18 protein-coding genes are annotated in these 23,997 nt (G+C 63.3%); 13 read left to right on the forward strand and 5 right to left on the reverse strand.

Annotated features, from left to right (window positions below; genetic code table 11):
* Positions 1–154 precede the first annotated feature (154 nt).
* Entirely contained in the window at positions 155–1,576 is a 1,422-nt protein-coding gene (locus tag HV765_RS10930; protein ID WP_175169715.1) for a diguanylate cyclase, read from the forward strand.
* Positions 1,577–1,663: 87 nt separating this feature from the next.
* On the opposite strand, the gene HV765_RS10935 is transcribed toward HV765_RS10930, so the two are convergent.
* Positions 1,664–2,563: a recombination-associated protein RdgC gene (locus HV765_RS10935; protein WP_175169716.1), complete on the reverse strand. Its 900-nt coding sequence runs from the start codon at positions 2,561–2,563 to the stop codon at positions 1,664–1,666.
* A 150-nt stretch (positions 2,564–2,713) separates the two neighbouring features.
* On the opposite strand from HV765_RS10935, the gene HV765_RS10940 reads away from it, so the two are divergent.
* On the forward strand, positions 2,714–2,923 hold the full coding sequence (locus HV765_RS10940) for a hypothetical protein (RefSeq protein WP_054423516.1): 210 nt from the start codon (positions 2,714–2,716) through the stop codon (positions 2,921–2,923).
* A gap of 615 nt (positions 2,924–3,538) precedes the next feature.
* Here the strand turns inward: HV765_RS10940 and HV765_RS10945 are convergent.
* The 3 genes from HV765_RS10945 to HV765_RS10955 form a co-directional block, all read right to left on the reverse strand.
* Positions 3,539–5,200, reverse strand: a complete 1,662-nt coding sequence (locus HV765_RS10945) for an MFS transporter (RefSeq protein WP_054423515.1) — start codon at positions 5,198–5,200, stop codon at positions 3,539–3,541.
* A gap of 221 nt (positions 5,201–5,421) precedes the next feature.
* Positions 5,422–6,798, reverse strand: a complete 1,377-nt coding sequence (locus tag HV765_RS10950) for a sensor histidine kinase (protein ID WP_156336667.1) — start codon at positions 6,796–6,798, stop codon at positions 5,422–5,424.
* A 115-nt stretch (positions 6,799–6,913) separates the two neighbouring features.
* Positions 6,914–7,603, reverse strand: a complete 690-nt coding sequence (locus HV765_RS10955; protein ID WP_006225021.1) for a response regulator transcription factor — start codon at positions 7,601–7,603, stop codon at positions 6,914–6,916.
* A 306-nt stretch (positions 7,604–7,909) separates the two neighbouring features.
* Here HV765_RS10955 and recA point away from each other — a divergent pair, with 306 nt between their 5' ends.
* Together recA and recX are read left to right on the forward strand one after the other, a co-directional pair.
* Positions 7,910–8,971, forward strand: coding sequence for a recombinase RecA (gene recA / locus HV765_RS10960; RefSeq protein WP_054423513.1), 1,062 nt, complete (start codon positions 7,910–7,912; stop codon positions 8,969–8,971).
* A gap of 92 nt (positions 8,972–9,063) precedes the next feature.
* Entirely contained in the window at positions 9,064–9,828 is a 765-nt protein-coding gene (gene recX, locus HV765_RS10965; RefSeq protein ID WP_175169717.1) for a recombination regulator RecX, read from the forward strand.
* A gap of 47 nt (positions 9,829–9,875) precedes the next feature.
* On the opposite strand, the gene HV765_RS10970 is transcribed toward recX, so the two are convergent.
* Positions 9,876–10,793 (reverse strand): LysR family transcriptional regulator, encoded by a 918-nt coding sequence (locus tag HV765_RS10970; protein WP_054423509.1) that lies wholly within the window; start codon positions 10,791–10,793, stop codon positions 9,876–9,878.
* A 152-nt stretch (positions 10,794–10,945) separates the two neighbouring features.
* Here HV765_RS10970 and metE point away from each other — a divergent pair, with 152 nt between their 5' ends.
* From metE to HV765_RS11015, 9 genes are all read left to right on the forward strand, one after another.
* The gene (gene metE, locus HV765_RS10975) at positions 10,946–13,243 is read left to right on the forward strand and encodes a 5-methyltetrahydropteroyltriglutamate--homocysteine S-methyltransferase (protein ID WP_175169718.1); all 2,298 of its coding nucleotides are present in this window, start codon (positions 10,946–10,948) and stop codon (positions 13,241–13,243) included.
* Between the two features lie 135 nt (positions 13,244–13,378).
* On the forward strand, positions 13,379–17,401 hold the full coding sequence (locus HV765_RS10980; RefSeq protein WP_175169719.1) for a Pls/PosA family non-ribosomal peptide synthetase: 4,023 nt from the start codon (positions 13,379–13,381) through the stop codon (positions 17,399–17,401).
* Between the two features lie 135 nt (positions 17,402–17,536).
* Positions 17,537–18,139: a DUF2889 domain-containing protein gene (locus HV765_RS10985; protein WP_175169766.1), complete on the forward strand. Its 603-nt coding sequence runs from the start codon at positions 17,537–17,539 to the stop codon at positions 18,137–18,139.
* A gap of 10 nt (positions 18,140–18,149) precedes the next feature.
* Positions 18,150–19,310, forward strand: a complete 1,161-nt coding sequence (gene sucC, locus HV765_RS10990; RefSeq protein ID WP_054423503.1) for an ADP-forming succinate--CoA ligase subunit beta — start codon at positions 18,150–18,152, stop codon at positions 19,308–19,310.
* 103 nt (positions 19,311–19,413) lie between these two features.
* Entirely contained in the window at positions 19,414–20,295 is an 882-nt protein-coding gene (gene sucD / locus HV765_RS10995) for a succinate--CoA ligase subunit alpha (RefSeq protein WP_054423501.1), read from the forward strand.
* 283 nt (positions 20,296–20,578) lie between these two features.
* Entirely contained in the window at positions 20,579–21,277 is a 699-nt protein-coding gene (locus HV765_RS11000; protein WP_175169720.1) for a TerC family protein, read from the forward strand.
* 110 nt (positions 21,278–21,387) lie between these two features.
* The gene (locus HV765_RS11005) at positions 21,388–22,107 is read left to right on the forward strand and encodes a TerC family protein (RefSeq protein WP_054424631.1); all 720 of its coding nucleotides are present in this window, start codon (positions 21,388–21,390) and stop codon (positions 22,105–22,107) included.
* 118 nt (positions 22,108–22,225) lie between these two features.
* A complete protein-coding gene (gene hemC, locus HV765_RS11010; RefSeq protein WP_054423497.1) occupies positions 22,226–23,173 on the forward strand; it encodes a hydroxymethylbilane synthase in 948 nt (315 codons plus the stop codon).
* Complete coding sequence (locus HV765_RS11015; protein ID WP_175169721.1) at positions 23,173–23,973, forward strand: uroporphyrinogen-III synthase; 801 nt, start codon at positions 23,173–23,175, stop codon at positions 23,971–23,973. Before hemC ends, HV765_RS11015 begins: the two co-directional genes overlap by 1 nt.
* Positions 23,974–23,997: the final 24 nt, after the last annotated feature.

Consider the following 23,997-nt stretch of genomic DNA (forward strand, 5'->3'; position numbering starts at 1 on the left):
CAGCTCAAGCGCGCTGGTCAGCGCTACTGCGCCGGCGTGACACGCAAGCCGCGTGCCCCTGGCGGCCTCTTTGTGCTTTTGAAGGATAATCCGCGCTGGTTTTCTGTCGCGTGTCGTTCCAAGACACGGGCGGCGATTTTAGGGCGGATGATTTATGTCTTCGAGCAACAGCGCGATGCCGGTGTGGTCGGGTGGCGCCGGTCAGGCGTGCTACCTGAGCGCGTCAAACGCGCAGGCCTGGGAAGCGGTCTATCAATCGGTTGACGCCTACACGCGCGGCCAGGTCGCAGCGGTAGTGGGCGATAGCGCCAAAGAATTGGTGGACGCCTTCTATTCCACCTTGCTGGCGGATGTTGAGGCCGGGCCGCGTCTGTCGCACGAGATCGTTGCGACGCGCTTGCACAACGGCATGAAGTATTGGCTGAAGGGCCTGCTCTGTGTGCGCGATCAGGGCGATATCGTCGCGCTGATGGCCACGCAGAAAAAGGTGGGCGAAGTGCATGCGCGCGTGCATATTCCGATCCATCTGGTGATGGCCGGCGCCCGCGTTCTGAAAAACGAAATCTCGGCCCGTTTGCGCGCCAGCGATCTTGACGGCATGGCCGCGTCCATCGCTACCCAGTACGTCTGTAATCTGTTTGATCTGGCCATTGAGCAGATGAGCCGCGCCTTCATGCGCGACATCAACCGCGGCGCGCGCAATGACGAGGCGTATCGCTTGTTCGCCCTGGGGCAGAACATTTCCACTGAGCGCGAGCGCCAGCGCGCCGCCCTGTTGGAGTGGAGCCAGGCAGTGTTGATCGGCCTGCATTACCGCGCGCCGGAACAGGCGCTGCCGCGTCTGGCGGCGTCAGAATTCGGCCTGTGGCTGCAACACAAGGGCGGCGTACTGTTTGAAAGCGCACCGGCCCTGCGCCAGATCACCGAAGCTGTGACGCGATTGGATGACGTGGTGCTGCCGCAGCTGATGATGGCCGAGGCCCAACGGCAGATGTCCTTGCCTGATCAGGTGCGTGAACTACAAGAATTGGTGGCGCGCATTAAGCATTTGCTGAACGGCCTGTTCGACATGGTGGCCGAGATCGAAAGCGGCAGCGATCCGCTGACGAATGTGTTGAACCGCCGCTTCCTGCCTTCGGTGATCGGGCGCGAGATCGCAATCGCCAGCCGGCAAGAAAGCCGCTTTTCGGTGCTGCTGCTGGATATCGACCATTTCAAGGCCATTAACGACGCGCATGGGCATTCGGGTGGCGACCAGGTGTTGCGCCAGTTTGCCGAGGTGGTGCATCAGTCGTGCCGGTCCAGCGATTTCGTCTTCCGGTATGGCGGTGAAGAGTTCCTGGTGGTGCTGGTCGACACCGGCCAAGAGGCCGCGCTGGCTGCCGCTGAAAAGCTGGGCAACGAGATCCGCCGGCACGATTTCACGATTCCCGAAGTGGGGGCGTTGCGAATTACAGCGAGTATTGGCGTGGCGACCTTTGACGGGCACCCGGATTACGCCTATTTGATTGATCGCGCCGACAAGGCCTTGTATCGCGCCAAGCAGGCGGGGCGCGATCAGAGTGTAGCGGCTTGATAAGACGGCGATATTTGCGCGCCCGCCAATAAAAAGGCCGCTCTGTTCCAGAGCGGCCTGTCGCGTTCAGCGTGATGGCGTCAGCAATCAGATTTTCTTTTCGCCGCCCAGCGCGTCGACGAGCTCGGCCATCATCTTGGCCAGTTCGCCCGTCATCAGCATCATGTCGGAATCAAACTTTTCGTCGTCGTTCGTGGCGACGCCTTCGTTGCCTTCTTTCAGCACGTCCAGCGGCGACACGCGCTTCACATCCAGGCCTTCGGTCAGCACGAACGAGATGCGGTCGGCCCACGTCATGGCCAGGCGGGTGCACTGCTTGCCCGACTGGATGTGGCGGCGCACGTCGTCAGCGTCGATGGAGTGCTTCACGTAGCGGATGGCCGCGCCGCTTTCGCCGGACGAACGCAGCTCGGTGTCTTGGTCGATGGTGAAGTTCGACGGCGCTTCGTCTTCAGCCAGCCAGCCCGTCATGGCAGACGCGGGCGATTGCGCCACGTACAGGTTTTCCAGCGGGAAAGGGTCCACGCACTTGGCCAGCAGGCCAATGACTTCGTCGGCCTTGGCGGACGCGGCGGCGTCGATCACCAGCCAGTGATTCTGCGGGTCGATCCAGACGCGGGTGTCGCGGTACACGCTGAAGGCGCGCGGCAGGAGCTCGTCCGTGACGCGTTCCTTGATTTCCTTCATCTGCTTGCGGCCCGGCTTGTAGCCTTGCTGCTCTTCGATTTCCTGGGCGCGCGCCTTGGCGACCTGGTTCACGACCGTGCCCGGCAGCAGCTTTTTCTCGGCGCGTAGCGACAGCAGGATCTGGCCGTTCACAACGTGGGCAAGCCCGCCGTTTTCGCGCGGCGGCACCCAGCCCAGGCTTTGCATTTCAAGGTTGTTGCCCGCTTGATAGGCGTGGCGCGCAAGCGTTTCTTCAAGCTGATCGCCAACGAGAGTCCACGGCGAGGAGAGGCGGTAAATCTTGAGGTTTTTGAACCACATGAGCGTCGGCCAAAAGGGTTGATTCTATACGACGCAGCCGGTTTGCCGAAGTGCGATAAACCGCAAGCGACAGACGACACGTTCTGTCACTGACACATTCCAGGCGATGCGTTAACTTCCGCGCACCCACATGGAATCGGAGAGGAATACATGAAAATCATTGGCGCCATCCTGATCGTCCTGGGCATCGCAGCCCTGGCCTACAAGGGCTTCAACTACAAGTCCGAAGAGACCGTTTTGCAGATCGGTTCGGTAAAGGCTACGGCCGAAACCGAGAAGTCGGTGCCGATCCCGACGTGGGCCGGCATTGCCGCCATCGTGGCGGGCGTGGTGGCCTTCGGCGTGGGCATGCGCCGCTAACCCGGCTGGCCGGCAAGTCCGGCGCGATGAACAGAAATGGCGGCCGCTACGCGGTCGCCATTTTTTTGTTGGTTCGAAGGGTGACAGCAGTTGGCGCGCGCAAAAAAAAGCGGCCCGGCTCAATAAAGGCCGGGCCGGTACGGGAGCACACAATACCGCGTCATAAAAGGCTCGCGGGGAACGCGGTATCGGTGTCAGAACACTAGCCCTGCAATCGTCTGACAGGGGGATCAATCGTCAGCCGATCTGGCGCAAGGCCGTAATCTGAGGCGCCAGTCTAAGCGCGAGGGTCTGACATCGTCCTGAAAGTGGGGGGGATATTTTGGCAATAGGTAACGACCACCGCATCAGCACCCCAGTCTTCGCAAAAATAGCCTTTTTCCCGCCGGGCCGCCCCAAGGGAAAAAAGCCCCCTCGGGGGGCAGCAAGCGCGCAAAGCGCGCGCAGCGTGGGGGCTTCGTTCCCGCCGGGCCGCCCCAAGGGAAAAAAGCCCCCTCGGGGGGCAGCAAGCGCGCAAAGCGCGCGCAGCGTGGGGGCACATAAAAAAAAAGCTCCATAAGGAGCTTTTGAAAGGCCGGGCAGGCGCAGCAGTCCCACCCGGCGGGGGATGGCCGTTTATTCGTTGATGTCGTTGTCCTTGGATTCGCGCACGAACAGCGTGCCGATGACCAGGGTCATGACTGCAATGATGATCGGGTACCACAAGCCGTCGTAGATGTTGCCGGTGGCAGCCACGACCGCGAAGGCGACCGGGGGCAGGAAGCCGCCGAACCAGCCGTTACCGATGTGATACGGCAAGCTCATCGAGGTGTAGCGGATGCGGGTCGGGAACATTTCCACCAGCATGGCGGCGATGGGGCCGTAAACCATGGTCACGTACAGCACCAGGATCGCCAGCAGCACGACCACCATGACGTTGTTGCTTTGCGCCGGGTCCGCCTTGGCCGGATAGCCGTGGCTGCGGATCGCGGTGGTCAGCGCCTTGTCCAGTTCAGCGGCCTTGGCCTTGAAGTCGGCGGGGGCCATGGCCTTGCCGTCAAACGAGGCGAACTCGTCGTTGCCGATCTTGACCTTGGCCAGCGAGCCTGCCGGCGCCGTTTCGTTCTTGTAGTTCACCGAGTTGCGGGCCATGAAGGACTTCACGACGTCGCAAGAGCTGGTGAACGCGGACGTGCCCACCGGGTTGAACTGGAACGAGCAGGTGCTGGGGTCGGCAATCACCGTGACCGGGGCCGTGGCCTGAGCCTTTTCCAGCGCCGGGTTGGCAAAGTGCGTAATGCCTTGGAAGATCGGGAAGTAGGTCGCGGCAGCGATCAGGCAGCCCGCCATGATGATGGGCTTGCGGCCGATCTTGTCCGACAGCGCGCCGAAGACCACGAAGAACGGGGTGCCGATCAAGAGCGCGATGGCGATCATGATGTTGGCGGTATTGGCGTCAACCTTCAGCGTCTGCGTCAGGAAGAACAGCGCGTAGAACTGGCCCGTGTACCAGACCACGGCCTGGCCGGCGGTCAGGCCCAGCAGCGCCAGGATCACGACCTTCAGGTTCTTCCACTGGCCGAACGATTCAGCGATCGGCGCCTTCGAACCCTTGCCTTCTTCCTTCATGCGCTTGAAGGTCGGCGATTCGCTCAGTTGCAGACGAATCCACACCGAGATGCCCAGCAGCACGACCGAGATCAGGAACGGAATGCGCCAGCCCCAGGCTTTGAAGTCGTCTTCGCCCATGACCGTGCGGATGCCCAGGATGACGAGCAGCGACAGGAACAGGCCCAGGGTTGCGGTGGTTTGAATCCACGAGGTGTAGAAACCACGGCGGCCGTGCGGAGCGTGTTCGGCGACGTACGTGGCCGCGCCACCGTATTCACCGCCCAGCGCCAGGCCTTGCAGCAAGCGCAGCACGATCAGGATGGCCGGAGCGGCCAGGCCGATGCTGGCGTAGCTGGGCAGCACGCCGACCAGGAACGTCGACAGGCCCATGATCACGATCGTGACCAGGAACGTGTATTTGCGGCCGACCAGATCGCCCAAACGGCCAAACACCAGGGCGCCGAAGGGGCGCACGGCGAAGCCCGCGGCGAACGCCAGCAGCGCGAAGATGAAGCCCGCGGTGGGGTTCACGCCCGAGAAAAAGTGTTGCGCGATGATGGCTGCGAGCGAGCCATATAGATAAAAGTCGTACCACTCGAAAACCGTGCCCAAAGACGACGCGAAGATGACGCGGCGTTCATCCTTGGTCATCGGGCGCGGTTCCGCGGAAGGACCGCGGCCTGCCATGGTTGTTGTGCTCATGATGTCTCCTCGTTTTTTTGGCCAGCGGTTGTCCGCCGTGCTGGGCCCTTTGCCGGCGAGCCGACATCGAGCTATACGCAACATTGAGGCGCGAGGCTGACGAGGTTCTGACGTAACCCTTACCTGAATCTTAAAATTGAAACATTGTGTAAGCTTTGCGCGCGGGGCTAGGGATAGTCCTTAGCCCGCTGCGGGCAGGGTTGCGCTCAGCTTTCCAGCAAATCCGGGTGGTCGGCGTACATCGGAAACACCACGCGGATGCGGGTGCCGGGCAGGTCCGAATGTGCGGTGGGATGGTCGCTGATCAGGACCGTGGCCTGATGCTTCTGCGCAATTTCGCGCACGATGGCCAGCCCCAGGCCGCTGCCGTCGGACGCCGTGCCCAGCACGCGGTAGAAGCGGTCGAATACGCGTTCGCGTTCTTCGGGGGGAATGCCCGGGCCAGAGTCTTCGACCTCCAGCACGGCTTCGTCGCCAACCCGCTGCACGCGCACGGTGATGTGGCCGCCGCGGGGGGTGTAGCGCAAGGCGTTGTCGACCAGGTTGTTCAGCAGCTCGGCAAGCAATAGCGGGTTGCCGCTGATCTCAACTGGGTCGTCCGACCCTTCGAAACCCAGATCGGTGGCAAGCGACAGCGCCTGCGGCACCCAGTGCATCGCTTGCTCGTAGGCGATGGCGTTGAGATCGGTGCGGGTCAATCCGATCGCACTGGGATTTTCCGCGCGCGCCAGCAACAGCAGCTGGTTGACCAGACGTGTGGCGCGTTCGGAACCCGTCACCAGCTGGCGCAGGCTGGACTGCATTTCTTCGGGGCTGGCATCGCGCAACGCCAGCTCGGCCTGCGTGCGCAAGCCGGCCAGCGGCGTCTTCAATTGATGCGCCGCGTCCGCCACGAAACGGCGCTGCGCCTGCACGTTGGCGGACAAGCGGTCCAGCAGGTCATTCATAGCCGCCACCAGCGGCGCGATTTCCGACGGCGCGGCGCGCTCATCGATGGGCGAAAGATCATCAGGACGGCGCGCGCGCAGGCGCTGCTGCAACGCATTCAATGGCGCCACGCCGCGCGACAGCCCGAACCACACGAGCAGCACGGCAATCGGCAGCACCACAAACTGCGGAATGATCACGCCTTTGATGATGTCGTTGGCCAGCTGGGTGCGCTTCTCGACGGTCTCGGCCACGATCAGCAGCGCGGGCTGCGTGTTGGGCAGGTTCAGGTCCACCCACGTGAAGGCCAGCCGGATGCCGAAGCCGCGCATGGTGTCGTCTTCGTATTGGACCTCGCCGGGGCGGGGCTGGCCCACGGTGGCGGGCAGGGGCAACGCGCGGTCGCCGCCCAGGTATTCGCCGCGGCTGCCCAGCGCCAGCCAGAACACGCTGTCGGTTTCATCGGCGCGCAGCACATCGCGTGCAGGGTCCGTCATCTTGAGTACCGCGCGGCCGTCTTGCGCGTGAACCTGGCGCGTCAGCACATGCAGGTTATTGGCCAGCGCCCGGTCGTAAGGCACGTTGGCGATGTTCTGCGCGACCACATACGTGATGGCGACGCTCATGGGCCACAGCAGGAACAGCGGCGCGAGCATCCAGTCCAGGATTTCGCCCAGCAGCGAACGCTGGGGCGGCGCGAAGCTCGGGCCCTTGGACCCGGCTTGCATGATATCCAGCGCTTCCTGATTGAGCGGCTCAGGTCCTGCAGGCTCAGCTGGCGAGGTACGCGGCACCCTGGTCCCGCTCCAGACAGTAGCCCAGGCCGCGCACGGTCACGATCTTCACGCCGCTGGGCTCCAGCTTTTTACGCAGCCGGTGCACATAGACTTCGATAGCGTTGGTGCTGACTTCCTCACCCCATTCGCACAAGTGGTCCACCAGTTGCGTCTTGCTGACCATGCGGCCGCTGCGAGTCAGCAGAATTTCCAGCAGGCTGACTTCGCGCGCGGACAGGTCCAGCGTCTGGTCATCAACGATGGCCACGCGGCCCGTCTGGTCGAACAGCAGCCGGCCGTGCTTGATCATCGTGGCGCCGCCGCCCGCGCCGCGCCGGGTCAGGGCGCGCACGCGCGCTTCCAGCTCGGACAGCGCGAAAGGCTTGGCCATGTAATCGTCGGCGCCCAGGTCCAGGCCCTTGACGCGCTGCTCGATGCTGTCGGCAGCGGTCAGGATCAGAACGGGCAGGGCGGAGTTGCGGGCGCGCAGGCGGCGCAGCACTTCCAGCCCGGCCAGTTGCGGCAGGCCGAGATCCAGGATGAGCAGGTCAAAGGCTTGGGCCGCCAGGGCAGAATCGGCGGCCAGCCCGTCGCGCACGGCGTCCACGGCATAGCCGTTGTGGCGCAATGACCGGGATAGACCGTCGGCCAGAATGCTGTCGTCTTCAGCGATCAGAATACGCATGGGCTGCAAATGAAGGGGTCCCTGTGGCGCCGGCGCTTTGCGCGCTGGCCACCCCTCTATGGGGGGCTATCCGCCTTGTGGGCGGCCCGGCGGCGGAAAAGGGACGAAACGCCGGGGTCGGCTTCGATTCTGTCATAGGCGGCCGGGCTTGCCCACTCAGGGAATACGTGCAAAACTCTGGCACACTGGTTTTTTGTACAGTACAATCCGATGCCATAATCTGAACCTGATTCAAAACAGCAATGCTGCGGTTCAGGCCCCAGCCGCAACCACCAGATACCAGATACGTTACAGACAGGACATTACATGGACGACAAAACCTCCAAGGCCGCCGCTTCGGAAAAGGCCAAGGCGCTTGCCGCCGCGCTTTCGCAGATCGAAAAGCAGTTCGGCAAGGGCTCGATCATGCGCTACGGCGACAACGAGGTCTCGCACGACATCCAGGTGGTTTCCACGGGCTCGCTGGGTCTGGACATCGCTCTGGGCGTTGGCGGCCTGCCGCGCGGCCGTGTGGTCGAAATCTACGGCCCGGAATCGTCGGGCAAGACGACCCTCACGCTGCAAGTCATTGCTGAAATGCAGAAAATCGGCGGCACTTGCGCGTTCGTCGACGCGGAACACGCGCTGGACGTGCAATACGCCAACAAGCTGGGCGTGAACCTGACCGACCTGCTGATCTCGCAGCCGGACACGGGCGAACAGGCACTGGAAATCACCGATGCGCTGGTGCGTTCGGGTTCGGTTGACCTGATCGTCATCGACTCGGTCGCCGCGCTGGTGCCCAAGGCTGAAATCGAAGGCGAAATGGGCGACTCGCTGCCCGGCCTGCAAGCCCGTCTGATGAGCCAGGCGCTGCGCAAGCTGACCGCCACGATCAAGCGCACCAACTGCATGGTCATCTTCATCAACCAGATCCGCATGAAGATCGGCGTCATGTTCGGCAACCCCGAAACCACGACGGGCGGCAACGCGCTGAAGTTCTACGCCTCGGTGCGTCTGGACATCCGCCGCATTGGCTCCATCAAGAAGGGCGATGAAGTCGTTGGCAACGAAACCCGCGTCAAGGTTGTGAAGAACAAGGTCGCGCCGCCGTTCAAGCAGGCTGAATTCGACATCATGTACGGCGCCGGCATCTCGCGCGAAGGCGAAATCATTGACTTGGGCGTGGCCGCCAGCGTGGTGGACAAGTCCGGCGCGTGGTACAGCTACAACGGCAATCGCATTGGCCAGGGCAAGGACAATGTTCGCGAATACCTGAAAGAGCACAAGGAAATCGCGATCGAGATCGAGAACCGCGTTCGCGAGAACCAGGGCATCGTCAGCCGCGCCGCCGAATTCGTGCCCACGGCGGAAGACACCGCCGAATAACGCAATTCGGACGCCGCCAGCGCTTCGGCCTGGCGATATATGCGGCAGGCGCCACTACGGGCCTGCCGTTTTGCATAGAAAGCAGGAAGCGCATGAGCTGGAAATCGACTCCCGCGTCAGCCGACCGTCTTCGCGCCAAGTTGGATGACGAGTTTGAAACCGTCGCCAAGCCCCAGGGCTTGCGGCGCACTTCCGACGCGCGCCGCGAAAAAGAAGCTGCGGCGGCCGAAGACGCATCCGCCTCCGCGCCTGACGTATGGCAGCGCAGCTCGGAAACACGCAATGCGGCAACACGCGGCTCCGCGCGCGGCCGTGGCACGGCGCGTAACGACGCAAGAGCGGGCGTAGAGGCTGGATCAGAAACAGGATCGGACGCGAACGAAGGCGCCGCAACGTCCGATGGCAAGGCCGAACGCAAGGGGCCGTCGCTGAAGATGCGCGCCGTGGGGTATTTGTCGCGGCGTGAACATGCGCGCGAAGAACTCGCCCGCAAGCTTGCCGCCTATGCCGACGACGCGGACGAGGTCGAAGCGGTGTTGGACGCGCTGGAAAAAGAAGGCTGGCTGTCCACCGAGCGCTTTGCGCAAAGCCTGGTGCATCGCCGCGCATCGCGCCAAGGCACGGCCCGCATCGTGCAGGAATTGCGCCAGCATGGGGTGGACGACAACCAGGTCGCCGAACTGCGCGACCAGCTTCGCGCCACGGAGTACGACCGCGCGCTGGAAGTCTGGAAGAAGCGCTTCGATGCCAAACCGGCCGACCGCGCCGCCTACGCCAAGCAAGCCCGCTTTCTGGCCAGCCGCGGCTTTGCGCACGACGTCATCCGCCGCATCTTGGGCGACAGCGACGAAGACTGATCCGGCCGCCTTGCGGTATTTGGCCTGCTTGCTTCAGGCTTCCCGCATCACTTCGCCGACTTGATGCCCGATAGCGTCTTGAAGCAGACGTCGCGCGTGATGGTCAGGAATTCATCGATGTACGACGTGTCGGTGTCTTCGCTGCGCACCGTGGCGTACAGCGTGCGCCACACCCCTTGCGGCCCCAGCCGGCACAACCGCAACCAGCCTTGATTCATGTATTCCGTCAGCGCCCAGTTCGGCAGCGCCGCCACGCCGCGGTTGCTGGCGACCAGCTGCGCGATGATGGGCGTGAGTTCCGCCTTGCGGATGGCGGCGGGCTCAACGTCCGCCGGGTCCAGGAAGGCGGTGAACACGTCCAGGCGCTGCTTGTCCACCGGATAGGTAATGAGCGTCTGGTCGGCCAGTTGGTCCGGCATGATGAATTTGCTGCCCGCCAGCGGATTGGATTCCGACACGGCCAGCACCAGCTCGTACTTGAACAGCGGCAGATATTCCACGGAATCCAGCGGCTGCGGGTCTGACGTGATCACCAGATCGAGGTCGCCGCGCACCAGGGCGGGCAGCGGCGCAAACGAGAACGCCGCCGACAAGTCCAGCGCCACGTCCGGCCATTGCACGCGGAAAGCGTCTAGCGCCGGCATCAACCATTGGAAGCAGGAATGGCAATCAATGGCCAGATGCAGGCGCCCCGTGCGCCCCGCGGCCAGACGCTGCAATTCGCGTTCGGTGGCGCGAATGCGCGGCAACACCTCGTCCGCCAGCGCCAGCACGCGCAAACCGGCAGTGGTCAAGCGGGCGGGGCGGGTACGGCGGTTCAATAGCGGCGTACCCAGGCGGGTTTCCAGGTCGCGCAACTGATGCGACAGGGCGGATTGGGTCAGGTGCAGGCGCTCGGCGGCTTCTTGCAGGCTGCCGCCTTCGCGGATGGCGGTCAGCGTTTCAAGATGGCGAATTTCTAGCATGGGGCGGGGGAGTGGCTCAGGGGCGGGCTGGATGAGGAATTATTGTATGAGATTTCCTCATCTTATAAATGTAGACATTGATTTTGATTCATATAAGTTAGCCTGCACAATAATCATCACTTGAACAAAATTTGTCTTACGGTGGCATTGTCATGACGACTATTCATAATCTTGGGTTCCCTCGCATTGGCGCGCAGCGCGAACTCAAGCGCGCGGTGGAAGCGTATTGGGCTGGCAAGCAGACCGCCGAAGCGCTGGAAGAAACCGGCCGTGAACTGCGCGCCAAACACTGGAAACTGCAAGCTGCCGCCGGCCTCAAATTCGTGCCCGTGGGCGACTTCGCCTGGTACGACCAGATTCTGGAATGGTCCACATTGCTGGGCGCCGTGCCGGCCCGCTTCGGCCAGAAGGACAGCGAGCCGGTCTCGCTGGACACGCTGTTTCGCATGGGCCGTGGCCGCGCGCCCACGGGCAAGCCCGCCGCCGCTTGCGAAATGACCAAGTGGTTCGACACCAACTATCACTACATCGTGCCGGAACTGGTTCCGGGCCAGACCTTCCGCATCGCCCGTGAATCGCTGTTTCAGCAGGTGCAGGAAGCGCACGCGCTGGGCCACGCCGCCAAGCCCGTGATCCCGGGTCCGTTGACCTGGCTGTACCTGGGCAAGGGCGACGCCTTTGCCGGCGGCGCTGCCGACGCAGGCAAGCTGCAATTGCTGGCAGCGTTGCTGCCGGTGTACCAAGACGTGCTGGCCCGCTTCGCCAAACAGGGCGTGCAATGGGTGCAGATCGACGAACCGATCCTGGCGCTGGACCTGCCAGAAGCCTGGCGCGATGCGTTCAAGCAGGTCTACGGCACGCTGGCCGCCAGCCCCGTCAAGCTGTTGGTCGCCACCTACTTCGACGGCTTGAAAGACAACCTGGCCACCGCGCAAGCGCTGCCGGTAGCAGGCTTGCACGTGGATCTGGTTCGCGCGCCGGAGCAACTGGCTGACGTCGTGGCCGGCCTGCGTGCGGGCCAGGTGCTGTCCGCCGGCATCATCAACGGCCGCAACATCTGGCGTACCGACCTGGACGCCGCCATCGCCACGCTCGCGCCGGTCAAGCAGCAACTGGGCGATCGCCTGTGGTTGGCGCCGTCGTGCTCGTTGTTGCACGTGCCGGTGGACCTGGCCAACGAAACCGAACTGGATGGTGAACTGATCAGCTGGCTGTCGTTCGCCGCGCAAAAGCTCGAAGAACTGAGCCTGCTGGGCCGCGCGCTGGAAAGCGCAACCGAGCCGTCCCTGCAAGATGGCCTGATCAGGCAGCGCGCCGCCTTGGCCGCCCGCCGAGCGTCGCGCCGTATTCACAACCCGGTGGTGGGCCGCCGCATGGCCGCCGCCGAGTCGGTGTCGCGCGACCGTGCGCCGTTTGCCGGCCGCATTGCGCGCCAGCAAGAACAGTTGGGCTTGCCCGCTTACCCGACCACCACCATCGGCTCCTTCCCGCAGACGGCTGAAATTCGTGCGCTGCGCCGCGACTGGAAGGTCGGCGCGCTGACGGATTCCGGTTATGAGTCCGCCATTCGCAAGGAAATCGAGGAAGTCATCCGCTTCCAGGAAAAGGTGGGCCTGGACGTGCTGGTGCACGGCGAACCCGAACGCAACGACATGGTGGAATACTTCGGCGAGCTGCTGGCCGGCTTTGCGTTCACCAAGCACGGCTGGGTGCAAAGCTATGGCTCGCGTTGCGTTAAACCGCCGATCATCTTTGGCGATGTGGCGCGCCCCGCGCCGATGACGGTGGGCTGGTCGTCGTACGCGCAGTCGCTCACTGACAAGCCGGTCAAGGGCATGTTGACCGGACCCGTGACGATTCTGCAGTGGTCGTTCGTGCGTGACGATCAGCCGCGTGAACAGACGTGCCGCCAACTGGCGCTGGCGTTGCGCGATGAAGTCGTGGACTTGGAGAAGGCGGGCATCAACGTCATCCAGATCGACGAACCCGCCATCCGCGAAGGCTTGCCGCTGCGCCGTGCCGATTGGAAGGCGTATCTGGATTGGGCGGTGGACTGCTTCCGCTTGTCGACCGCTGGCGTGCGCGACGAAACGCAGATTCACACCCACATGTGCTATTCGGAATTCAACGACATCATCGAATCGATTGCGGCGATGGATGCCGACGTGATCACGATTGAAACGTCACGTTCCAACATGGAGCTGCTCAAGGCGTTTGAAGACTTCGATTACCCGAACGACATTGGCCCGGGCGTGTACGACATTCACTCGCCCAACGTGCCGGACGTGGATTGGATGGTGGGCTTGATGCAAAAGGCGGCCGCCCGCCTGCCCAAGGAACGGCTGTGGGTGAATCCTGACTGCGGTCTGAAAACGCGCGCCTGGCCGGAAACCGAAGCCGCGTTGATCGGCATGGTGCAAGCCGCTCGCGCGTTGCGCCAGTCCGCATAAAAGGGCTTCATCAAAAGCCCTCGTGGTGTGCAAGTGATGCCCATCACGAGGGCTTTTTTTATTGAAGTCTTGAACGAATTCTTGCGGCGCCGGTCCATAAGCAAAAATCCTCACAGCCGGATTGTTGCCGTTCCTATGATTCTCCAAGGCCCTTATCGGCCAGATCTGCTTCGCGCGGAAACGCTGCCCGATATTCTGGAAGCCACGATCCTGCGGCATCCCGCCGCCATCGCCATTCACTGGCTGGATCAATCCCTCACCTACAACACGCTTGGCGCACGCGCCGACGTGGCCGCGCACCATCTGATCGAAGCTGGCGTGCGGCCTGGCGATATCGTGGGCCTGTGTTTGCCGCGCGGCGCCGACCTGTTGGTGATGCAAGCGGCCATCGCCAAGGCCGGGGCCGCCTGGCTGCCGTTTGAATCTGACACGCCGCCTGACCGCATGTTGGTCTGTTTGCAAGACGCGGGCGCGAATGGGTTGATTGCGGGCGCGGAAGTCCGGTTAGACGGAATGATCACGTGGACGACGTGGGCGCTGTCGGCGCCTGCGGACGGCCCATTGCGCAAGCGGGAAGGGCTGCTGCCCGAGCATCCCGCTTACGTCATCTACACGTCCGGCTCCACGGGCAAGCCCAAGGGCGTGCCCATCAGCCAGGCCAGCATCTGCCATTTTCTGCGTAGCGAAAATGAAGTGCTGGGCGTGCGCCATGGCGACAAGGTCTACCAGGGTTTCTCGGTGGCCTTCGACATGTCGTTCGAAGAGATATGGATCAGCTACCTGGTGGGCGCGAGTTTGTGGGTGGCGCCCAAGATGTTGACGACGGACCCGGAGGGCCTGCCCGACGCGCTGGTGCGCGAAGGCGTCACGGTGCTGCACGCGGTGCCGACGCTGCTGGCGCTGTTCGCGCACGACGTGCCCGGCCTGCGCATTGTGAATCTGGGTGGCGAAGTGTGCCCGGACTTTCTGGTGCCGCGCTGGGCCACGCCTGGCCGGCGCTTGTTCAACACCTACGGGCCGACGGAAACGACGGTCTCGGCCAGCCTGGCCGAATTGCTGCCGGGCCAGCCCGTCACGATCGGCACGCCGTTGCCCAATTACGGCATGTTGATCCGTGGCGATGATGGCGCGGTGCTGCCGCAAGGGCAGGTGGGCGAGCTCTGTATTACCGGCCCTGGCGTCGCGGGCGGCTACCTGGGCCGTCCCGAACTCACTGCCGACAAGTTTCTGGCCAACCCCCGGCCCAGCGGCGAGCACGACACGCGCATGTACCGCAGTGGCGACCTTGCCCGCATCGACGAGCAGGGGCAGATCCAGTGCCTGGGCCGCAGCGACGATCAGGTCAAGGTGCGTGGCTTTCGTGTGGAATTGGGCGAAATCGAAGCTGCGCTGTACCGGCAGCCCGGCGTGGGGGCCGCGGCCGTCGTCTTGCGCGACCTTGCTGGCATCGAGCAACTGGTGGCCTTTCTGAAACCGGAAGGCGAGGCCCGGCTGGATCTCCACACATTACGTGCAGCGCTGGCGCAGGACTTGCCGGCCTACATGATTCCCGCCCGCTTTGAACGCGTGAGCGACGTGCCGCGTTTGACCTCGGGCAAGATCGACCGCAAGACGCTGAAGGCGCAACCATTAGAGACGGTGTCCGAGCCCAGTGGCGAAGATGACGAACCCGTCACGCCGGGCGAGCGGGCATTGTTCGACGCGCTGCGCCCATTGTTCCCCGGGCAGCCGCTGCGGCTGGCCAGCGATTTCTTTCGCGACCTGGGCGGCCATTCCCTGTTGGCCGCGCGGCTGGTGTCGTCGCTGCGCAAGCATCCGCATTTTTCCGCACTGACGATGCACGAGCTTTATCAGCATCCCGGTGTGGGAGCGTTGGCGGCGCGCCTGGATGCGCTGGCTGTGGCCAGCACGCCGGACCGCGTCAACGAGTCAGCCAGCCGGCAAGGCGGTCAACACGGTGACGCGCAAGGCGGCGCCCCATCGCCCGATGCCGCCATCGAACGCGCGCCCGAATGGCGGCGCTGGACTTGCGGCTTGGCGCAGTTGGCCGCGCTGCCGCTGTTGATTGGCGTGCGCATGCTGATCTGGCTGACGCCGTTTTTCACGTATCACTACTGGACGGGCGACGAGGGCGATTCGGTCTGGCGCGCGGTGGCGATGTCGATCGCCGCCTATCTGGCTTGCAACCTGTTGAGCTTCGGCGTCGCTGTGGCGTGCAAGTGGGGCATTCTGAGCCGGCTCAAACCGGGCCGTTATCCGCTGTATGGCTGGCTGTTTTACCGGTGGTGGCTGGTGGATCGCGTGCTGGATATTCCGCCGGCGCATCTGCTGGCGGGTTCGCCATTGCAAGTCTGGTATTTGCGCGCACTGGGCGCACGCATCGGCCGCAATGCCGCCATCAGTCGCGTTTCCGTTCGCGCGCCCGACCTATTGACGATAGGCGATGGCGTCAGCGTTGGCGCCGCCGTCAACCTGGAGAATTTCTCGGTGAAGGGCGGCGTGTGGGACGTGGCGCCGATCACGCTGGCCGACAACGCCTATGTGGGTTCGTATGCGGTGCTGCAAGGCGATGTGTCGATGGGCGAGGGCGCGCGGCTGGAAGGCTTGTCGTCATTGGCATCGGGCGCGTGCGTGCCGGCCGGGCAGGTCTGGACCGGCGCACCGGCCAAGCATGACCCTGACGCGCGGGCGGCTGATCTGCCGCCGCGGCCCGAGCGTGCGAGCCGCTGGCGCCGGCTGGATGTGCTGGCCTACGCCACGGGCGGGACGCTGATCGCCGCCTTGTTCTTCATGCCGGTGTTCCCGAGCTTTGTGCTGATTGATTGGATCGATGCGCGCTGGCTCGACCTGATGAGCGCCCGCACGCCCTGGCCTTACGCCTTTCTTTGCTATCTGCTGTTGGCGTTGCCCGCCAGCGCGTTGCTGTTGTTCTTGACGGTGCTGGTCTCGGCCATGCTGCGCTGGGCGCTGCTGCCCCGGCTGTCGAGCGGGCGCTGGCCGGTGTATGGGCAGATCTACCTGCGCCGCTGGCTGACCAACCAGATCCAGGAATCCAGCCTGAGCGTGCTGCACGGCCTGTATGCGTCCATCTACGCTGGCACCTGGTATCGGCTGCTGGGCGCCAAGGTGGGCCGCGGCACTGAAATTTCCACGGCGATGGGCATCGTGCCCGACATGCTGACGCTTGGCCGCGACAGCTTCATCGCCGACGGCGTCATGCTGGGCGACGAAGAAATCGATCGCGGCTGGATGACGATGCGGCCCACCATCATCGGCAACCGCAGCTTCGTTGGCAACGGCGCGTATGTGCCCGATGGCTCGGTGCTGCCCGACGATGTGCTGATCGGCGTGCAGAGCCGCGCGCCCTCAAACGCCCGCATGGCCAGCGGGCAGACGTGGCTGGGCAATCCGCCGCTGGCCTTGCCCGCGCGCGAGCAGACGGCGGGCTTCCCGGCGCATCTGACGTTCCGGCCCAGCTTCGCCCGCAAGATCGCCCGCGGCGCGGTGGAAGGCATGCGCATGATCTTGCCGCTGGCGGTCGTGATTGCAGTGGGCTATCTGACGGTGATGAAAGTGATCCCGATCGCCGTGGCCCAAGGCTTTCTGGGCGCGTTCGATGAACTGATGCTGGCGGGCGTGCTCTACGGCATTGGCACTTTCCTGTTCCTGGTGCTCTTGAAGTGGGCCCTGGTGGGCCGCTACCAGCCGCGCGCCGAACCGATGTGGACGCCGTTTGTCTGGAAAAGCGAAGCCGTCACCAGCTTGTACGAGTCGATCGCCGTGCCGAACTTCTTCAACTTCCTGCGGGCGACGCCCTGGCTGCCGCTGGCCCTGCGCTGCATGGGCGCGCGGATCGGCAAGCGCGTCTTCATGGACACCACCGACATCACCGAATACGACTGCGTGTCGATCGGCGACGACGCGGTGCTGCACGCAGGCTCTGGCCCGCAGACCCATCTGTTCGAGGACCGCGTCATGAAGATCGGCCAGGTCCGGATCGGCAACGGCGTCAATGTTGGGCCGCGCAGCACCATCCTGTATGACACCCACGTCGAGGACGGGGCGCGGCTGGGGCCGCTGACGCTGGTGCTCAAGGGGGAAAGCATCCCGGCAGGGCAGGCCTGGATGGGCAGTCCGGCCACACCGTGGACGGCATGATCGCCTGCGCCGACGTTGCGTCCCCTTGCAGGCGGCTCCATCAAGACGGTTGATCGCGGGCCGCCTGCGCTATACTTTGAAGGTTTTGTTGCCGCGCACCATGCGCAGGCCATCTTCGCCCCGCAGGCCCCCAGCATGCCCTTGCCACCGCCGGATTACCCTCGCCAACCTCTGCACACGCGTTCCATACGCGTGCAGTCGTATGCGCGCGAAGACGGCAACTGGGATCTGGAAGCCGAGCTGATCGACGTCAAGGCGTACGATTTCCCCAAGAGCGACGGCGAGATGTTCAAGGCCGGGCAGCCCATTCACCATATGCATCTGCGCATCACCATCGACGAGAACTACTCGATCCTGGCGGCGCAGGCTGTCTATGATGCGGCCCCATACGGTCGTCATTGCATGGCCATCGAGCCGGCTTACACTGATTTGATCGGCATGAATCTGCTTAAGGGATTCCGCCGCCAGGTCAAGGAGCGGTTCGGGCATGTAGAGGGCTGTACGCACATGACCGAGCTGTCGCAGGTGCTTCCCACCGCGGCGGTCCAGACCATGGCTAACCGCCGGCGGCAGGAAACCAACCCGAACCGGCGTCCATTCCAATTGGATGGCTGTCATGCGCTAAGCACCGACGGCCCGGTGGTGGCTGAGCACTATCCCAAGTGGTACACCGGGGGTAGCGCTGAGGCATCGGCCGATTCGTCCTCCGATTCACCTTCTCTTTCTCATACGTCCTGACAGGTAACACATGAAAATCCACGAGTATCAAGGCAAGGAACTGCTGAAGCAATTTGGCATCCCGGTGCCGCGCGGGATTCCCGCTCTTTCCGTCGACGAGGCCGTGGCTGCCGCTGAAAAGCTGGGTGGACCGGTGTGGGTCGTCAAGGCACAAATCCACGCGGGTGGCCGCGGCAAGGGCGGTGGCGTCAAGCTGGCGCGCTCGCTGGACGACGTCCGCAAGCTGGCCTCGGAAATCCTGGGCATGCAGCTGATCACGCACCAGACTGGCCCGGAAGGCCAGAAGGTTCGCCGCCTGTACATCGAAGACGGCGCCGACATCCAGAAGGAATACTACGTGTCGCTGGTTACTGACCGCGCCACGCAAAAGGTTGCCTTCATCGCTTCCAGCGAAGGCGGCATGGACATCGAGGAAGTGGCTCACTCCACTCCCGAAAAGATCATCACCGAATACATCGACCCGCTGACCGGCCTGTCCGCTGAGCAAGCCACCAAGATCGCCAATGCGATCGGCCTGCCCGCCGACTCCACCGCCCAAGCCGTGGATGTTTTCCAGAAGCTGTATCAGTGCTACATGGAAACCGACGCGTCGCTGGTTGAAATCAACCCGCTGAACCGCGACGGCAAGGGCAACATCATCGCCCTGGACGCCAAGTTCAACTTTGACCCCAACGCCCTGTTCCGTCACCCGGAAATCGTCGCCTACCGCGACCTGGACGAAGAAGATCCCGCTGAAATCGAAGCCAGCAAGTTCGACCTGGCCTACATCCAGCTCGACGGCAACATCGGCTGCCTGGTGAACGGCGCCGGTCTGGCCATGGCCACGATGGACACCATCAAGCTGTTCGGCGGCGAGCCGGCCAACTTCCTGGACGTCGGCGGCGGCGCTACGGCCGAGAAGGTCACCGAAGCGTTCAAGATCATGCTCGCGAACAAGAGCGTGAAGGCCATTCTGGTCAACATCTTCGGCGGCATCATGCGCTGCGACGTCATCGCCGAAGGCGTGATCGCTGCTTGCAAGGCCGTCAACCTGAACGTGCCGCTGGTCGTGCGCATGAAGGGCACCAACGAAGAACTCGGCAAGAAGATGCTGGCTGACTCCGGTCTGCCGATCATCAGCGCTGACACGATGGCCGAAGCGGCCACCCGCGTCGTAGCCGCCGTCAAGTAAATATGCCCCCTCGCCGCGCCCCGTTGTGGCTTGCTGCCCCCCAAGGGGGCGCTTTCCACCTTGGGACGGCTCGGCGGTAAAAGAAATTGCCAAGGATTCACAAATGTCGATTCTGATCAACAAGGACACCAAAGTCATCACCCAGGGCATCACGGGCAAGACGGGCCAGTTCCACACCCGTATGTGCCGTGAGTATGCCAATGGCAAAGCCGCCTTCGTGGCCGGCGTGAACCCCAAGAAGGCGGGTGAAGACTTCGAAGGCGTGCCGATTTTCGCTACGGTGAAAGACGCCAAGGCTGACACCGGCGCGACCGTGTCCGTCATTTACGTGCCGCCGGCTGGCGCCGCTGCTGCGATCTGGGAAGCTGTTGAAGCCGAACTGGATCTGGTGATCTGCATCACCGAAGGCATCCCCGTCCGCGACATGCTGGAAGTGAAGAACCGCATGAAGGCCAAGGGCAGCAAGACGCTGCTGCTGGGCCCGAACTGCCCGGGTCTGATCACGCCGGACGAAATCAAGATCGGCATCATGCCCGGTCACATCCACCGCAAGGGCCGCATCGGCATCGTCAGCCGTTCGGGCACCTTGACGTATGAAGCCGTGGCGCAAGTCACCGAGCTGGGCCTGGGTCAATCCAGCGCCGTCGGCATCGGTGGTGACCCCATCAACGGCCTGAAGCACGTCGACGTCCTGAAGATGTTCAATGACGATCCCGACACCGACGCCGTCATCATGATCGGCGAAATCGGCGGTCCGGATGAAGTCAACGCCGCTGAGTGGGCGAAGGACAACATGAAGAAGCCGGTCGTCGGCTTCATCGCTGGTGTCACCGCTCCTCCTGGAAAGCGCATGGGCCACGCTGGCGCCCTGATCTCCGGTGGCGCCGACACGGCCGACGCCAAGCTGGAAGTCATGGAAGCTTGCGGCATCCGCACCACGCGCAACCCCTCCGAAATGGGCAAGCTGCTCAAGTCGGTGCTGTAAGTCTTTCAGCATTGCGCAAAAAAGCCCGCTTCGGCGGGCTTTTTTTTTGCGTGCTTGTGACACGGCAGGCAGAAATTTCTACGGCTTTCCTAGGGAAATCCCGTGTCCATAACGCGGTCGTCAAAACATACGGAAAGCTGAACGAAACTATAATGAAAGAAATTTCGCACGTACCCAGCAAGAATGCCGTCGGGCTCGCACCAAGACGGTCAGTACGATTTTCGTTTTCATCATCCATTCATTTGGTTTGTCCTAGGGGGATCATCACCTGGGAAAGAGAGGCATGGAACTTAGTTCAGCGGCATTCTGGATAGCGTTGCTCCAGATCATTTGGGTCAACATTCTGCTATCAGGCGACAACGCCGTGGTTATTGCGCTGGCAGCGCGTTCGTTGCCGCCGGCGCAACAGAAGAAAGCGATCACGATCGGCTCCGCCGCCGCGATCATCATGCGTATCGTGCTGACCTTGGTGGCGGCCAAGCTGTTGCTGCTGCCGTATTTGAAGCTGATCGGCGCGCTGCTCCTGGTCTACATCGGCGTGACGCTGCTGTTGCCGGAAGGCGAAGACGACGGCGCGGGCAAGACGCAAGGTAATCTGCTGACCGCAATTCGCACTATCATGATCGCCGACTTGGTCATGAGCCTGGACAACGTGGTGGCGGTTGCCGCTGCGGCGATGGGCGACACGACCTTGCTGGTTTTGGGCCTGGCCATCAGCATCCCCTTGGTCATCTTCGGCAGCACGCTGCTTCTGAAGGTCATCGAGCGTTTCCCGGTCATTGTCTGGGTCGGAGCTGCGTTGTTGGGCTTTATTGCAGGTGAATTGCTGGTGGGAGATCCCGCCTTGCAGGAACCGGTGGCGCGTATTGACGCGGCATTGGGTGTGACGCACCACACGTTCGAGCTCATGACGGGCGTGCTCGGCGCACTGCTGGTGCTGGCAATTGGTAAAGTTTTGCTGATGCGCCAGAAAGCTGAATGAAAGCTGAATTACAATAATTAGTTGTTCGAATGATCCTGCCGCGCATGGCGCGGCAGGATGGCCGGCTCGGGACCGGCCTTTCTTTTCATAAATGCCTTCGGGGGTTAAAAGTGCTTGAGTTTTTCCAGACGCTGAGTTGGGCAGCGGTATTCCAGATCATCCTCATCGATATCCTGCTCGGCGGCGACAACGCTGTGGTCATCGCGCTGGCTTGTCGCAACCTGGCGCCCAAGCAGCGCATGCAGGGCATCCTGTGGGGCACCGCAGGCGCCATCATTCTGCGTGTCGTGCTGATTGCTTTCGCGCTGACACTCCTGTCGATTCCGTTCCTGAAAGTCGTTGGCGGCCTGCTGCTGGTCTGGATCGGCGTCAAGCTCCTGATCCCCGAAGACGATGCGCATGGCAACGTGAAGGGGGGAACCTCCATCGCTGCGGCCATCAAAACCATCATCATTGCTGACTTCGTGATGAGCCTGGACAACGTGATCGCTATCGCCGGCGCGGCCCAGAACGCCCACGCCGACCATCAGATCGGTCTGGTCGCCTTTGGCCTGATCGTCAGTGTGCCGATCATCATCTGGGGCAGCACGCTGGTTCTGAAGCTGATCGACAAGTACCCGCTGGTGATTACGCTGGGCGCTGCGCTGTTGGGCTGGATCGCCGGTGGCATGCTGATTACCGATGTGGTTGTCGAACGTCAATTCGGTGTTCAGCCCACTACGGTTAAAATCGGTGCAGAAATTATTGGCGCCTTGCTCGTTGTTGTCCTTGGACGGTGGCTGGCAAGCCGCAAAACCGCTTCCAAGGAATCAGCACATGAGTCTGCGTAGATCCGTCGATCCCCAGCAATCCGAATCGGGCCTGAGCCTCCTTCAGGGCCTTTTCGTCCTGGCCATCCTCGGGATAGTCGCGACTGTCATCGTCTCTAATTTCGTTTGATGACCGCTCGTGCCTCTACCGCAACGCCTGGTCATTGCGACCCGCGCCAGCCGGCTTGCCCTTTGGCAAGCTGAGCATGTGCGCGACCGGCTGCGCACGCTGTACCCAGCGTGCGCGGTTGAGCTCCTTACCCTGACGACCCGAGGCGACCAGATCCTCGACCGCACCTTGTCCAAGGTTGGCGGCAAAGGACTGTTCGTCAAGGAACTCGAAAACGCGCTGCTCGACGGGCGCGCCGATCTGGCCGTGCATTCGTTGAAAGACGTGCCGGTGGATCTGCAAGCCCCGTTCGAGCTTTGCGCCGTTCTTGATCGCGCGGACCCGCGCGATGCCTTCGTGTCCAACCGCTATGCAACGCTGGCAGAACTGCCGGCGGGCGCCGTCGTGGGCACGTCCAGCCTGCGCCGTGAATCCCAGATTCGCGCGCGCTACCCGGAACTGGTGGTCAAGCCGCTGCGCGGCAACCTGGACACCCGCCTGGGCAAGCTGGACAAAGGGGAATACGACGCCATTGTGCTTGCCGCGGCCGGGCTGGATCGGCTGGGCCTGGGCGCGCGTATCCGCAGCCTGCTGGACCCCGCCGATAGTTTGCCGGCAGCCGGGCAGGGCGCTTTGGGCATCGAGATCCGCGACGACCGCGACGACATGCGGGCCTGGCTCGCGCCGTTGATCAGCAGCGCCACGACGGCTTGCGTGCAAGCTGAACGCGCCGTGTCCCGCACGCTGGGCGGTTCCTGTCAGGTGCCGCTGGCGGCCTTTGCCGAACTCTCGGGCGACACCTTGTCGTTGCGCGCCCTGGTGGCGTCAACCGACGGTGTCCGCATCGTCCGCACGACGCGCACTGGCCCCGCGGCCGATGCTGACGCGCTGGGTGTGGCGGCCGCGCAGGAATTGCTGGACGGTGGCGCTGCCGCCATCCTCCAGGAACTGCTGCAAGCCGACCCGCGGCCGGACTGATGTCCACCGCGCCGCGAGTCGCCATCCTGACGCGGCCCGCGGGCCGCAACGAGGCGCTGGCCGGCCGTCTGACCGACGCCGGCTGGTCCGCCTGCATCCTGCCGGCGCTGGCAATCCATCCGCTGCAAGTGGCCGCAGCGGACTTGCCTCGGCCGGCCGACTTCGACATGGTGGTGTTCGTCAGCGGCAATGCGGCCAAACAGTATCTGGATCAGCTCGCGCACGCCGATGGCCAAGCCGCTTGGCCGGCGGGCGTGATCGCCGCAACCGTTGGCCCCGCCAGCGCACAGGCGCTGCGCGAGGCGCCCGCTTTTGGCGCGAATACAACAGTCCTGCATCCGGGCGATGATGCGCCCAGCCACGATTCCGAAGCCTTGTGGAACGTGCTTTGCGGCCTGCCGCAATTGCCCGCCCGCGTGCTGCTGGTGCGAGGCACGCAGGGCAGGGATTGGCTGGGCGACACGCTCGAAGCGCAGGGCGCGGCCGTCACGCGCCACGCGGCGTATCTGCGGCGCCCGGCCCTCTGGGACGATGCCGCGCTTGCCGCCTTGCGGCAATGGGCTGATGCGGGCGTGCCGGCCACCTGGCTCATCACCAGCGGCGAAGGCGCCGATGCCGTGCGGGCCTGTGTGGACGCCGCCGGCCTGTCTTCCTGGTGGGCGCGCTGCCGCTTCGTGCTGACGCATCCCTCGCTCGCGCGCCGCGTGCCGCCAGGCTGTCATGACAGTGGCGCGACAGAAATGGTAAAAATCTGCTTGCCCAACGACGAGTCGATATTCCAGGCTTTTGTTGCTGCTTGATTCGTTGCATCGGACTGACACCGA

The organism is Achromobacter kerstersii, from assembly GCF_902859595.1.
GTDB lineage: Bacteria > Pseudomonadota > Gammaproteobacteria > Burkholderiales > Burkholderiaceae_B > Achromobacter > Achromobacter kerstersii.

What these genes read in the sequence shown, in the direction of transcription:
- HV765_RS10930 (WP_175169715.1), top strand. Translation starts at nt 155, where the DNA reads ATGTCTTCGAGCAACAGCGCGATGCCGGTGTGGTCGGGTGGCGCCGGT.
- HV765_RS10985 (WP_175169766.1), top strand. Translation starts at nt 17,537, where the DNA reads ATGCCCTTGCCACCGCCGGATTACCCTCGCCAACCTCTGCACACGCGT.
- HV765_RS10940 (WP_054423516.1), top strand. Translation starts at nt 2,714, where the DNA reads ATGAAAATCATTGGCGCCATCCTGATCGTCCTGGGCATCGCAGCCCTG.
- HV765_RS10970 (WP_054423509.1), bottom strand. Translation starts at nt 10,793, where the DNA reads ATGCTAGAAATTCGCCATCTTGAAACGCTGACCGCCATCCGCGAAGGC.
- sucD (WP_054423501.1), top strand. Translation starts at nt 19,414, where the DNA reads ATGTCGATTCTGATCAACAAGGACACCAAAGTCATCACCCAGGGCATC.
- HV765_RS10945 (WP_054423515.1), bottom strand. Translation starts at nt 5,200, where the DNA reads ATGGCAGGCCGCGGTCCTTCCGCGGAACCGCGCCCGATGACCAAGGAT.
- metE (WP_175169718.1), top strand. Translation starts at nt 10,946, where the DNA reads ATGACGACTATTCATAATCTTGGGTTCCCTCGCATTGGCGCGCAGCGC.
- recA (WP_054423513.1), top strand. Translation starts at nt 7,910, where the DNA reads ATGGACGACAAAACCTCCAAGGCCGCCGCTTCGGAAAAGGCCAAGGCG.
- HV765_RS10950 (WP_156336667.1), bottom strand. Translation starts at nt 6,798, where the DNA reads ATGCTCGCGCCGCTGTTCCTGCTGTGGCCCATGAGCGTCGCCATCACG.
- HV765_RS10935 (WP_175169716.1), bottom strand. Translation starts at nt 2,563, where the DNA reads ATGTGGTTCAAAAACCTCAAGATTTACCGCCTCTCCTCGCCGTGGACT.
- HV765_RS10955 (WP_006225021.1), bottom strand. Translation starts at nt 7,603, where the DNA reads ATGCGTATTCTGATCGCTGAAGACGACAGCATTCTGGCCGACGGTCTA.
- HV765_RS11000 (WP_175169720.1), top strand. Translation starts at nt 20,579, where the DNA reads ATGGAACTTAGTTCAGCGGCATTCTGGATAGCGTTGCTCCAGATCATT.
- HV765_RS11015 (WP_175169721.1), top strand. Translation starts at nt 23,173, where the DNA reads ATGTCCACCGCGCCGCGAGTCGCCATCCTGACGCGGCCCGCGGGCCGC.
- HV765_RS10980 (WP_175169719.1), top strand. Translation starts at nt 13,379, where the DNA reads ATGATTCTCCAAGGCCCTTATCGGCCAGATCTGCTTCGCGCGGAAACG.
- sucC (WP_054423503.1), top strand. Translation starts at nt 18,150, where the DNA reads ATGAAAATCCACGAGTATCAAGGCAAGGAACTGCTGAAGCAATTTGGC.
- recX (WP_175169717.1), top strand. Translation starts at nt 9,064, where the DNA reads ATGAGCTGGAAATCGACTCCCGCGTCAGCCGACCGTCTTCGCGCCAAG.